Consider the following 12,010-nt stretch of genomic DNA (forward strand, 5'->3'; position numbering starts at 1 on the left):
CCTCCTGCCATAGTGAGTTTGATAAAGACTGTTCTTCGGACGGTACCCCAGCATTGTGACCCGAAGCCGCACGGGACGGCTGGCAATCCCGCCTTCGCATGCTCCAACGGCGGGAAACGGGTGAGGGTTCCCCGGCGCCGTGCACGGCCTTACGGAGCGTCAGCCTCCGTAGACGTGCGGAGCGAGCGTTCCGACAAACGGGAGGTTGCGGTACTTCTCGGCGAAGTCGAGGCCGTAGCCCACGACGAACTCGTTCGGGATGTCGAAGCCGATCCACTTCACGTCGATCGCGACCTTCGCGGCCTCCGGCTTGCGGAGCAGCGTGCACACCTCGAGGGAGGCGGGCTCGCGCGAGCCGAGGTTGGAAAGGAGCCAGGACAGCGTCAGACCGGAGTCGATGATGTCCTCGACGATCAGGACGTGCTTGCCCTTGATGTCGGTGTCCAGGTCCTTGAGGATCCGTACGACACCCGAGGACTGCGTGCCCGCGCCGTACGACGACACGGCCATCCAGTCCATCGTGACGGGGGTGGACAGCGCACGCGCCAGGTCCGCCATGACCATCACGGCGCCCTTGAGGACGCCGACGATCAGCAGGTCCTTGCCCGCGTACTCCGCATCGACCTTCGCGGCCAGCTCGGCCAGCTTCGCGTCGATCTCTTCCTTGGTGATGAGCACCGACTTGAGGTCGGTGCCCATGTCTTTCGCGTCCACCCGCATCACTTTCGGTCGTCCCACCGGCCGACTGGACCCGCAATGAGCACGGTCTCTCGTCAGCCTTGCCGGATCACCAGTCTGCCACCCTGGCGCTGGGCCACGACTTTGCCCGGGAGGTTGATGGCTCCCTGGCCGCGCCAGCCGGTGATCAGACGGTCGACCTCTTCGATGTGCCGGGCGAACAGGGAACCCGCGGGCGCGCCCGCGTCGATGGCGGCCCGGCGCACGATGCGGCGGCGCACGGCGGGCGGCAGCGCGTAGAGCTTGGCGCACTCCAGGAGGCCCGCGGCGTCGCGCACGGTCGTCTCGGCCTGGGCGGCCCACGTGTCGAGCGCGTCGGCATCGTCACGGGACAGCTGGGCCGTCCGGGCGAGGGCCTCGACGACTCCCTTGCCGAGCGCCTTCTCCAGGGCGGGCAGGCCCTCGTGGCGCAGCCGGGACCGGGTGTACGCCGGGTCGGTGTTGTGCGGGTCGTCCCAGACGGGCAGCGACTGGACCATGCAGGCCTTGCGGGCGGTCTGCCGGTCGATGTGCAGGAAGGGGCGCCGGTAGCGGCCCGCGACCCCCGAGGTCGCGGCCATTCCGGACAGGGAGCGGATCCCGGAGCCGCGGGCGAGGCCGAGCAGGACGGTTTCGGCCTGATCGTCACGGGTGTGACCGAGCAGGACGGCGGCTGCTGAATGCCGTTCGGCGGCGGCATCCAGGGCTGCGTAGCGGGCGTCGCGGGCGGCGGCCTCGGGGCCTCCGTCGCGGCCCACATCCACGGCGACGGCCTCGACCGGGGCCAGGCCGAGCGCGGTGAGGCGCACGACGACCTCGGCGGCGCGCAGGTCCGAGCCCGGCTGCAGGCCGTGGTCGACGGTGACACCGCCGGCGCGGATGCCGAGCTTGGGGGCTTCGAAGGCGAGTGCGGAGGCGAGCGCCATGGAGTCGGCGCCGCCGGAGCACGCGACGAGCACGAGCGGCGGTGCCTGCTCGTGTGAGGGTGGGGGGTCTTTCTCGGAGCTGCGCTGTACGTCGGTCAGTACGTCGTGGAGTACGCGGCGGACCGCCAGGCGTATCGCCGCGACCGCAGGATGGGGACCCATGTCCGGTTCCCTTCATGAAGTTCGGGGGGTGAGCCTCGGATCAATCACTCAGGACCCACTCGGGACACTCGGGGCCCACCGGGGCCCTTCCTTCCCTCGAGTTCGGTCACTCAGAGTGTGTCGATGGTGACAGAGCCGAGCCGTTCCCCGAGCATTGCACGCCTACCCATTGCCTACGGTCCCTCGGAAGGGTGATTGCGGGGGCGTTCTCCTGCCATCGGCCGCATCCGGTCCCTCAGTCTCCCTTACGGTGCACCCTCGCGACCCAGTCCGCCGGTTTGGCGATCTCCGCCTTGGTGGGCAGTGTGTTCGGGGAGGTCCAGACGCGGTTGAAGCCGTCCATGCCGACCTCGTCCACGACCGCGCGCACGAAGCGCTCGCCGTCGCGATATTGGCGCAATTTCGCGTCGAGGCCCAGGAGCTTGCGCAGCGCCTGGTCCAGGCGGCTCGCCCCGCGGGCCCGCCGCTCCTTGAACTTCTCCCTGATCTCGGCGACGGACGGCACCACGTCGGGGCCCACGCCGTCCATCACGAAGTCCGCGTGCCCCTCCAGGAGGGACATCACGGCGGTCAGACGGGCGAGGATCTCGCGCTGGGCGGGGGTCTGCACCAGCTCGACGAGGGAGCGTCCGCCGTCGTCCTCCTCGCCCTCGGGGCGGCCGCCCGCCAGCGACTGGGCGGCCTCCCTGACGCGCTCGAGGACCGTCATGGGGTCGACCTCGGTCTCGCCGAGGAACGACTGGATCTCGCCTTCGAGATGGTCGCGGAGCCAGGGGACGGCGGAGAACTGGGTGCGGTGGGTCTCCTCGTGGAGGCAGACCCAGAGCCTGAAGTCGTGCGGGTCCACGTCCAGTTCGCGCTCGACGTGCACGATGTTCGGCGCGACGAGGAGGAGCCTGCCGCCGCCGTTCGCCCCCGCGGGGAGGTCGCGGGTGGCCGGGGCGAAGGTCTCGTACTGGCCGAGGACGCGGGAGGCCAGGAAGGACAGGAGCATGCCCAGCTCCACGCCCGTCACCTTGCCGCCGACCGCGCCGAGCACGGCGCCGCCGGGGCCCGAGCCGCGGCGGTCCTGCATCTTCTCCAGGAGGGGCTTGAGGAGCTCGCGGAAGCCCGCCACGTTCGCCCGGACCCAGCCTGCGCGGTCCACCACGAGCACGGGGGTGTCGTGGATCTCGTCCGTGCCCATCCGGGTGAAGGAACGGACGTGCTCCTCCGAGGACTTGGCGTGCCTGCGGAGCTCCGCGACGACGGCGCGCGCCTCGTCCCTGCTCACCTCTGGGCCCGGCCGCACGAGCCGGGTCGCGGTCGCCACCGCGAGATTCCAGTCGACCATCTCGGCACCACCGATGCTCGTCATGCGTCAACGGTACGTGGTCGGTCCCCTCGGCGGAGGGGGTTGGGGCCCCAGGTTGCCCCTGGGATGGGCCCCTAGGGGATTCTCTTTCGTCTGCGGGTCGGAGGGGGCTGGGCGCGCAGTTCCCCGCGCCCCTGACGGGGCGCTCTCATCTGCAGCCGCAGTTCGCCACCGTCGATGCCATGCGGTCCAGGGCCTGCTGGGCCGTCTTCGCGTCTGTGGTGCCCGATGCCATGAAGGCGAAGACGAGGAGGCGGCCGTCGGCGTCGACGACCGTGCCGGAGAGGGTGTTCACGCCGGTGAGGGTGCCGGTCTTGGCGCGTACGACGCCGGTGCCCGGGGAGTCCTTGGGGTAGCGGTCGACGAGGGTGCCGGTGAAGCCGGCGATGGGCAGGCCCGTCAGGACGGAGCGCAGCTCGGGGTGGCCGGGGTCGGCCGCGCGGTCCAGGAGTTCGGCGAGGAGTTCGGCGGAGGCCCGGTCGGAGCGGTCCAGGCCGCTGCCGTCGGCGAACTTGGCGTCGCCGACCGGGAGTTCGAGCTTGCGGAGCAGGGCGCGGGTGGCCTTGTCGGCGCCGTCGAAGCTTGCGGGCTCCTTCGCGGCGAGCGCGGTCTGGCGGGCCAGGTGCTCGCCGATGTCGTTGTCGCTGTTCGTCAGCATCCGCTCGACCAGGAAGGCCAGCGGCGGCGACTCGACCTTGGCGAGGGACTCGGCGCGGCCCGACGCCTTGGAGGGTCCCGGGTCCGGCTTCGTCGTGATGCCGTGGTCCTTGAGGAGGTCCGCGAACTTCCGCACGGCGTCGCCCGCCGGGTCCGTGGTGCGCGGGGCGGGGCCGCTCGCGGAGTCGTCGAGGCGGCCCTCGTCGATCATCAGGGCGCTGACGGGCGTGATGTTCTCGTTCGGGCTGATGGGGTGCAGCGGCGGCCCGGAGTACAGCGACGTGTCGTACGAAAGGGTCACCTCGTCGATGTCGCGGGCCTTCAGGGCGCGTGCGGTGTCCTCGGCGAGGGTGCGCAGGCTCGCGGCGGTGTCGGTGTACCTGCCGTCCTTGCGGGCGGTGAGCGTGGGGTCGCCGCCGCCGACCAGGACGACGTCCTTGGAGTCGGGCTCGATCACCGTCTTCGTGGTGATGCGGTGGTCGGGGCCCACCGAGGTCAGTGCCGCGACCGCCGTGGCGATCTTGATCGTGGACGCGGGCGTCAGGAGATTGCCCGCGCCCTTGTCGTAGACGCGCTTCCCGGAGGCGGCGTCCACGACGACGGCCGAGCTCTTCGGGCCGAGCGCCGGATCCTTCATGATCGGATCGAGGACGTCCGCGAGGGCGCGGCCCGTCGGCGCGGGCGCCTTGCCCGCGGGAGCGCCCAGTCCGGCGAGCACGGAAGGGGCGCTCGGGGCGGTCCTGCCCGGCGTACGCCCTCCGTGATCTGCGCCACCCCCGGCCTCCTGGGAAGCGGCCCAGTCCCGCTCGGCCGTACGCTGGCCGGAGGAGTCCCAAGGGCCGGCCGCGGCCACCGCCCCGGCCGAGATCGCCAGGCCGACGGTGGCGGCACCCGCCGTGAGCTGCCAGGTCTTGAGCTTCCCCGAAACCCGGGGGAGCTTGACGGCAGAAGGCTTGGGCAGCTGTCTCCACAGCTGCCGAGGCCGCTGCCAAGGCTTGAGCTCCGGCACGACGTCCAGCCCCTTTCGCGATCACACATCTGCGTGAGGGACACTTAATCACCCGAAGTATGTGCTGATCATGGAGGAGCCACCCGTGGAGTTCGACGTCACCATCGAGATTCCGAAGGGTTCGCGGAACAAGTACGAGGTGGACCACGAGACCGGCCGGATCCGTCTGGACCGTCGCCTCTTCACGTCGACCAGCTACCCCGCGGACTACGGCTTCGTCGAGAACACCCTCGGCGAGGACGGTGACCCGCTGGACGCCCTCGTCATCCTGGACGAGCCGACCTTCCCGGGCTGCCTCATCAAGTGCCGCGCGATCGGCATGTTCCGGATGACCGACGAGGCGGGCGGCGACGACAAGCTGCTCTGCGTCCCGGCGTCGGACCCGCGCGTGGAGCACCTGCGCGACATCCACCACGTCTCCGAGTTCGACCGCCTGGAGATCCAGCACTTCTTCGAGGTCTACAAGGACCTGGAGCCCGGCAAGTCCGTCGAGGGCGCCGACTGGGTCGGCCGTTCGGACGCCGAGGCCGAGATCGAGAAGTCGTACAAGCGCTTCGAGGCGCAGGGCGGCCACTGAGCCTCCGGCCTCGGCACGGGCCGCGTGATCCGACATCCGGATCACGCGGCCCGTTCGCGTATCTGTGCCCATACTGACGTACGGATCTGTGCTCATACTGGCGTACGGAGGGTGCGCACACGTCGTACGAGGAGTGAGGCGAGGAGTGGCCGACCAGGAGGCCGAGGACCGCAAGCCGCAGTCGGACGAGGCCCGCAGCGCCTTCGTGCAGCCCAGCGGCGTGGCCCCGCAGACACCCGCCCCCGAAGACGAGTCGCAGACCACGTCGGAGTTCGCGGTCCCCACGGGCCTCGCCACCCCGTCGTCGACGACGCAGGAGACCGAGAAGTCGGCGTTCACCACGCCGCACACCTACAGCGCCCGCAACGCTCCGCAGGCCTTCACGCCCGCGCAGGGCATCCCCCTGGTGAAGCTCACCAAGGAGATCCCCTGGCAGGACCAGATGCGCACGATGCTGCGGATGCCGGTCGCCGAGCGGCCCGCCCCGGAGCCCGCGCAGAAGCAGGAGGACGAGACCGGGCCCGCCGTGCCCCGCGTGCTCGACCTGACGCTGCGCATCGGGGAGCTGCTGCTCGCCGGCGGTGAGGGCGCCGAGGACGTGGAGGCGGCCATGTTCGCCGTCTGCCGGTCCTACGGCCTGGACCGCTGCGAGCCGAACGTGACGTTCACGCTCCTGTCGATCTCCCACCAGCCCTCGCTCGTGGACGACCCCGTCACGGCCTCCAGGACGGTACGCCGCCGGGGCACCGACTACACCCGGCTCGCGGCCGTCTTCCACCTGGTCGACGACATCAGCGACCCGGACATCGACGTCTCCCTGGAGGAGGCCTACCGCCGTCTCGCGGGGATCCGACGCAACCGCCACCCCTACCCGGGCTGGGCGCTCACGGCGGCCAGCGGGCTGCTCGCGGGCTCCGCGTCCGTGCTCGTCGGCGGTGGGGCGCTCGTCTTCGTAGTGGCCGCTTTCGGCGCGATGCTCGGCGACCGGCTCGCCTGGCTGTGCGCGGGGCGCGGGCTGCCGGAGTTCTACCAGTTCGTGGGCGCCGCGATGCCGCCCGCCCTGATGGGTGTGGCGCTCAGCTTCTCGCACACGGAGGCGTCCATGGCCTCCGCGGTCATCACCGGTGGGCTGTTCGCGCTGATCCCCGGGCGGGCCCTGGTGGCCGGTGTGCAGGACGGCCTGACCGGCTACTACATCACCGCCGCCGCGCGCCTCCTGGAGGTCATGTACCTCATCGTGGGCATCGTCTGCGGCGTACTGCTCGTGCTCTCGCTCGGCGTGATGCTGGACGCGACGAACCTGACTCCGGAGACCAAGTTCGGGGTGACCTCGTCGCGGCCCGTGATCCAGATCCTGGCGTCGATGGCGCTGAGTCTCGCCTTCGCGATCCTGCTCCAGCAGGAACGCAACACCGTGCTGATCGTGACCCTCAACGGCGGCATCGCCTGGGTGATGTTCGGTGCCCTCGCGCAGACCCCGCTGGAGCTCTCGCCCGTCGCGGCGACGGCCATCGCGGCCGGTCTCGTGGGCCTGTTCGGGCAGCTCTTCTCGCGCTACCGGTTCGCGTCCTCACTGCCGTACGTGACAGCGGCGATCGGTCCGCTGCTTCCCGGCAGCGCGACGTACTTCGGGCTGCTCGCCCTCGCGCAGAACGACCTGAACACGGGCATCAACTCGCTCACCAAGGCCGTCGCGACGGCGCTGGCCATCGCGATCGGCGTGAACCTGGGGAGCGAGGTGTCCCGGCTGATCCTGAAGGTGCCGGGCGCCACGTCTGCGGCGAATCGCCGTGCGGCCAAGCGGACGCGCGGCTTCTAGGCGTACGCGAAGCGACTAGCGCTTCGCGTGGCGGCCGCGCTGGGCCGGGGGCGTGCCCGGGGTGCTGCCCTCGGCGGCGCCCGCCTTCTTGGACTTGCTGCGCGCCCGCAGGAACTCGATGGCGATCGGGACCACCGAGACGAGGACGATCAGGATGAGGATCGCCTCGATGTTCTTGTGCACGAACTCGATGTTGCCCAGCCAGGCGCCGAGCAGCGTCACGCCCGCGCCCCACAGGACGCCGCCGATGATGTTGAACGTGATGAACGAGCGGTACCGCATGCCGGAGACGCCCGCGATGATCGGCGTGAACGTCCGCACGATGGGCACGAAGCGGGCCAGGACCAGGGACTTCGGGCCGTACTTCTCGAAGAAGTCGTGCGCCTTGACCACGTTCTCCTGCTTGAAGAGCTTGGAGTCCGGGCGGTTGAAGAGCGAGGGGCCGACCTTCTTGCCGAAGAGATAGCCCGCCTGGTCGCCGAGGATCGCGGCGAGACAGATCAGCAGGCAGGCCAGCCACAGCGGGGTGTCCAGCTTGTTCGTGGTGATCAGCAGGCCCGTGGTGAACAGCAGCGAGTCACCCGGCAGGAAGAAGCCGATCAGCAGGCCCGACTCGGCGAAGACGATCACCAGGAGGCCCCAGAGGCCGAACTGGTTCAGCAGGTAATCCGGATCCAGCCAGCTTGGTCCGAGCGCAAGCGTCGTCACGGTTCCGGGCTCCTGGGGGTGAGGGGGCGGTGCGGCGGCGGGTGCAGCCGCCCAAAGCTATCAACGCGAGATGGTCCGACCAGGTTCCACCGTCCTTCCCAGGGTGCACTGTGCGACAACTGGGACAAAGCTGTGTGCCATGGGTATCGAAGATTTCGGCGGGGGTCTGAACCCCCAGTCCGACGTACTGGTCGTGACCACGAATGACGTACCGGGATTCCGGGTGACCCGCGTGATCGGCGAGGTCTTCGGCCTCACCGTCCGGTCCCGGCACCTCGGCAGCCAGATCGGCGCGGGTCTGAAGTCCATGATCGGCGGCGAGCTCAAGGGCCTCACCAAGACGCTCGTGGAGACCAGGAACCAGGCCATGGAGCGCCTCATCGAGCAGGCACGCGCGCGTGGCGCCAATGCCGTCCTGATGTTCCGCTTCGACGTCACCGAGGCGCTGGACGGGGCCGCGGAGGTCTGCGCGTACGGGACGGCGGTCGTGATCGAGCAGCAGCAGCAGTAGCGGTCAGTAGTCGTGGTGGGGGTGGTCGTGTCCGGCCACCCCCACCCCCTACACGTGTCGGCGTCCCCGTGTCCTGGGGCCACGCCCGCGGGCCCTTGCCGCCACGACGAGGCCCAGGCCGATGAGTGCGATCACCGCTGCCGCGATGCCCAGGCCCGTGCTGTTGTCGCCGGTGCCGGTGGGCGGCAGGACCGTCGGGCTTGGCGTCGGGCTCGGCTCCGGCGGGATCGTGACCGTCGGGCCGACCACGTGGCAGTCCGGGTCGGTCGAGCCCGGCGGGCAGTTGGTGCCGGGGCCGGTCGCGGCGATGCCGTTCCTCAGGGTGCGGTCGCCGGGTGCCTTCTTGACCGTGAAGGAGTACGTGACGGTGGCCCGGCCTCCCGCGGGGACCGTGCCCCGCCAGCTGAGCGTGGGGGCCGCGTAGGACACGCTCCCGGTGCTCGCGCGGGCGTCTCCGTTGTACGTGGCGTCGTCGAGGACCCTGCTCAGGTCGTCGGTGAAGCCCGCGTCCGGGAAGTCGACGGTGCCCTTGTTGGTGATCTCGACGGTGTACGTCACCCGCTCGCCCGGCTTCGGGGACGTGCCGCTGAGCACCGACTTCTTGAAGTCGAGGAGCGACACGCGGGTGGCGACCCTGCACTCCGGGCGGGTGTGCGTGTCCGTCGGGCAGTTGCTGGGGTGGAAGGGCGTCCACATGTAGGAGGCCAGGATCAGGTTCTTGTGGTCCTTGTGCTTGACCTCGACGGAGTAGCGAACGGTGGCCGTCTGGCCGGGTGCCAGCTCGCCGTGCTCCCACCGGATCAGCTTCTCGTACGTGTGCGGGGCGGCGGCCCGCACGGCCCCTGCCCTGGTCGCCGCCCTGCCCCCGGCTCGCTCCACCTTGTCGACGACCCGTGCCGTGCCCCGGTCGGCGGAGAGGTCCGCCAGGAGGACCGCGTCGTCGGTGATGTCGTCGAGGCCGATGAGGAAGACGGGGTTGTCGGCGGGCGCCTTGCCGGTGTTGGTGATCGTGGCGACGTACGCGACCCGCTCGCCCCTGCGGGCGGCCGCCCCGTCCGCGTGCTGCTCGACGCGCAGCCGCGGCAGTCCGCCGCCCGTGAGGCACTCGGGGCCCGGCTTGGCGGCACCCTGCGGGCAGTTGGCGCCCGGTTCGGCCGAGGTGACGCGGTTCTTCAGGTGGGCGTCGCCGCGCGGGAGCCGGTCGGCGGTGACCGAGTAGGTGAAGGTGACCGTCCCGCCCGCCGGAACGTCGCCCGTCCACGTCAGCTTCCTGCCCCGGGCGTCGAAGGCCGGTGCGGGGCCCGAGGAGGCCGTCGCGTCGCCGTTCCACTCGGCGTCGTCCAGCACGCCGGAGAGGTCGTCGCTGAAGGCGTAGTCGCGGTACGGGGCGGTGCCTCCGTTGCGTACCTCGACCGTGTACGTGACCTTCTCGCCCGGCTTCGGCAGGCGCGGGCTCGCGGACTTGCGCAGGGACAGGTCGCTGACGCCGACCGTCACCGTGCACTCCGGCTCCGGGGAGCCTGCCGGGCAGTTGCCGCCCGGCACGTCGCTGGAGACCGTGTTGACGAGGTTCCTGTCGCCGCCCGCGGGCAGCTTCTCCGGGACGGTCACGCTGTACGTGAAGGTCGCCTTCTTGCCGCGTGCGATGTCGCCGGTCCAGGTCAGCCTGGGCTCGGCGTAGTCCGTCGTACCGCTCGACGCCTTCGCGTCCCCGTTGTACGTGGCGTCGTCGAGCACACCGGTGAGGTCGTCGACGACGCGTACGCCCGCGACGTCATTGCCCCCGATGTTGGCGACCGTGACGGTGTACGTCACCGTGCCCGTCGCGCCGACCGACGTGTGGTCGGCCTTCTTGGAGATCGCGATGCCCTGCGCGGGGACGGGATCCGCTGAGGCGGTGGCGCCGGTGATGGTGTTGCGCGGGATGGGGCCCTCGATCATCGTCACGGCGTTCGCCGGGGCCTCCTTGGCCTTGGGGTCGAGGGTGCCGGACAGCGTCCAGGTGACGCTCGCGCCCGCCGCGATGTTCTCCGTGCACAGGAAGGCGCCGCTGCCGAAGGAGCCGCACTCCTCCGTGCCGCCGGTCATCCTCGCGTCCCGCACGCCGTCGGGCACCTTCTCCACCACGCTGACCGACGAGGCGTCGGACGGGCCGTCGTTCTTCACCGTGATCCGCCACTCGACGCGGCCGCCGGGCAGCACCGGCGAGGTGACGAGCACCTTGGAGACGGTGAGCGAGGTCCGGGGCGAGGGGGTCCCGGTCGCGGTCGCCACCACGGTGTGGGTCGGCGTGGCCGGGTCGGGGCCGCCGGTCACCGTGACCGTGTTGTCCGGGACCTTGCTCGCCGCCGGGTCGAGCGTGCCGCTCAGCGTCCACGACTTGGACTCGCCGACCGCGATGTCCACGGCCCCGCAGGTGAACTCGCCGGAAGCGAGCGCACACGGTGAACTCCCGCCCATCGAAGGCTTCTTGACTCCGCTCGGGACGGTGTCCCGCACCACCACGTCACGCGCCCGCGACGGCCCGTCATTGGTGACCGTCACCTTCCACTGGATCCGCTCACCGGGCACCACCGGGGAGGTCAGCAGCACCTTGCTCACGGTCAGCGACGCACGCCCCTCGGGCGAGGCGGTCGGCGACGCCACGGCCGTGCGCTCCGACGCGCTCGGGTCCGGACCTCCCGTCACCTTCACGGAGTTCGTCGGCGTCGTCGTGGCGTCGGGGTCCAACGTCCCGCTCAACGTCCAGGACTTCGACCCACCGGCCGGAATCTCCACCGCACCACACGTGAACTCGGCACCCGACCGCGTGCAGACCGAATCACCCTCCATCGAGGGCCGCAGCACCCCGTCCGGAACGGCGTCCTTCACCACGACGTTCCGGGCCCGCGACGGCCCACCGTTCCCGACGGTCACCCGCCACCCGATCTTCCCGCCGGGCACGACCGGGGAAATCAGCAGCACCTTCGTCACCGTCAACGAGGCACGGCTCTCCGGCGAGGCGGTCGGCGACGCCCCGGCCGTACGCTCCGACGCGCTCGGGTCCGGACCCCCCGTCACCTTCACCGAGTTCGACGGCGTCGTCGTCGCGTCGGGGTCCAACGTCCCGCTCAACGTGTACGCCCGCGACGCACCCGGCGCCAGCTCGAACCCCGGGCACACCGCCTCACCGGACGTCACGGGGCAGTCGGTCCCGTCCGCGTCGGCGCTCATCGCGGGGTCCGTGACCCCGGCGGGGATCCGGTCGCGGATCACGATGTCCCGGGCGCGGGAGGGCCCGTCATTCCTGACGGTCACCCGCCACTGGATCCGCTCGCCGGGCACCACCGGGGAGGTCAGCAGCACCTTCGTCACCGTCAGCGAGGCGCGGCTCTCGGGCGAGGCGGTCGGGGACGCCACGGCCGTGTGCTCCGACGCGCTCGGGTCCGGGCCGCCGGTCACCTTCACCGAGTTCGTCGGGGTCGTGGTCGCGTCGGGGTCCAGCGTGCCGCTCAGCACCCACGACTTCGACGCACCAGCCGCGATGTCCACGGCATCACAGACGTACTCCCCAGCGGTGAGCGTGCAGTC

General features: G+C 70.8%; 9 protein-coding genes and 1 pseudogene. 3 read left to right on the forward strand and 7 right to left on the reverse strand.

What is annotated here, in order from left to right; all coding sequences use genetic code 11:
• Window positions 1-159 precede the first annotated feature (159 nt).
• The 4 genes from hpt to dacB all read right to left on the reverse strand — a co-directional run bounded on the left by hpt (window position 160) and on the right by dacB (window position 4,825).
• Window positions 160-720, reverse strand: coding sequence for a hypoxanthine phosphoribosyltransferase (gene hpt / locus ACFWZ2_RS27755; protein ID WP_055565725.1), 561 nt, complete (start codon window positions 718-720; stop codon window positions 160-162).
• Between the two features lie 53 nt (window positions 721-773).
• A complete protein-coding gene (gene tilS / locus ACFWZ2_RS27760) occupies window positions 774-1,805 on the reverse strand; it encodes a tRNA lysidine(34) synthetase TilS (RefSeq protein ID WP_384550173.1) in 1,032 nt (343 codons plus the stop codon).
• Between the two features lie 235 nt (window positions 1,806-2,040).
• Window positions 2,041-3,162: a zinc-dependent metalloprotease gene (locus ACFWZ2_RS27765; RefSeq protein WP_384550175.1), complete on the reverse strand. Its 1,122-nt coding sequence runs from the start codon at window positions 3,160-3,162 to the stop codon at window positions 2,041-2,043.
• Window positions 3,163-3,307: 145 nt separating this feature from the next.
• Complete coding sequence (gene dacB, locus ACFWZ2_RS27770) at window positions 3,308-4,825, reverse strand: D-alanyl-D-alanine carboxypeptidase/D-alanyl-D-alanine-endopeptidase (RefSeq protein WP_384550177.1); 1,518 nt, start codon at window positions 4,823-4,825, stop codon at window positions 3,308-3,310.
• A gap of 85 nt (window positions 4,826-4,910) precedes the next feature.
• Between dacB and ACFWZ2_RS27775 the strand changes: the two genes are divergently transcribed.
• Window positions 4,911-5,402 carry an inorganic diphosphatase gene (locus tag ACFWZ2_RS27775; RefSeq protein WP_384550179.1) on the forward strand — a complete coding sequence of 164 codons (492 nt, stop codon included), beginning with the start codon at window positions 4,911-4,913 and terminating at the stop codon, window positions 5,400-5,402.
• A gap of 145 nt (window positions 5,403-5,547) precedes the next feature.
• On the forward strand, window positions 5,548-7,221 hold the full coding sequence (locus tag ACFWZ2_RS27780) for a threonine/serine exporter ThrE family protein (protein ID WP_384550180.1): 1,674 nt from the start codon (window positions 5,548-5,550) through the stop codon (window positions 7,219-7,221).
• A gap of 15 nt (window positions 7,222-7,236) precedes the next feature.
• On the opposite strand, the gene ACFWZ2_RS27785 is transcribed toward ACFWZ2_RS27780, so the two are convergent.
• Window positions 7,237-7,929 carry a DedA family protein gene (locus tag ACFWZ2_RS27785; RefSeq protein ID WP_384550182.1) on the reverse strand — a complete coding sequence of 231 codons (693 nt, stop codon included), beginning with the start codon at window positions 7,927-7,929 and terminating at the stop codon, window positions 7,237-7,239.
• A gap of 139 nt (window positions 7,930-8,068) precedes the next feature.
• On the opposite strand from ACFWZ2_RS27785, the gene ACFWZ2_RS27790 reads away from it, so the two are divergent.
• Complete coding sequence (locus ACFWZ2_RS27790; protein ID WP_384550183.1) at window positions 8,069-8,440, forward strand: YbjQ family protein; 372 nt, start codon at window positions 8,069-8,071, stop codon at window positions 8,438-8,440.
• A gap of 48 nt (window positions 8,441-8,488) precedes the next feature.
• Here ACFWZ2_RS27790 and ACFWZ2_RS27795 read toward each other — a convergent pair whose 3' ends face one another.
• Together ACFWZ2_RS27795 and ACFWZ2_RS27800 are read right to left on the reverse strand one after the other, a co-directional pair.
• Window positions 8,489-11,086: a hypothetical protein gene (locus ACFWZ2_RS27795; protein ID WP_384550201.1), complete on the reverse strand. Its 2,598-nt coding sequence runs from the start codon at window positions 11,084-11,086 to the stop codon at window positions 8,489-8,491.
• 60 nt (window positions 11,087-11,146) lie between these two features.
• Window positions 11,147-11,971 (reverse strand): annotated as a pseudogene (locus ACFWZ2_RS27800) (hypothetical protein); the annotation flags it as partial.
• Window positions 11,972-12,010: the final 39 nt, after the last annotated feature.

The sequence above is a fragment of the Streptomyces sp. NPDC059002 genome, assembly GCF_042740435.1.
Classification (GTDB): Bacteria; Actinomycetota; Actinomycetes; order Streptomycetales; family Streptomycetaceae; genus Streptomyces.

What these genes read in the sequence shown, in the direction of transcription:
- ACFWZ2_RS27790 (WP_384550183.1), top strand. Translation starts at nt 8,069, where the DNA reads ATGGGTATCGAAGATTTCGGCGGGGGTCTGAACCCCCAGTCCGACGTA.
- tilS (WP_384550173.1), bottom strand. Translation starts at nt 1,805, where the DNA reads ATGGGTCCCCATCCTGCGGTCGCGGCGATACGCCTGGCGGTCCGCCGC.
- hpt (WP_055565725.1), bottom strand. Translation starts at nt 720, where the DNA reads ATGCGGGTGGACGCGAAAGACATGGGCACCGACCTCAAGTCGGTGCTC.
- ACFWZ2_RS27765 (WP_384550175.1), bottom strand. Translation starts at nt 3,162, where the DNA reads ATGACGAGCATCGGTGGTGCCGAGATGGTCGACTGGAATCTCGCGGTG.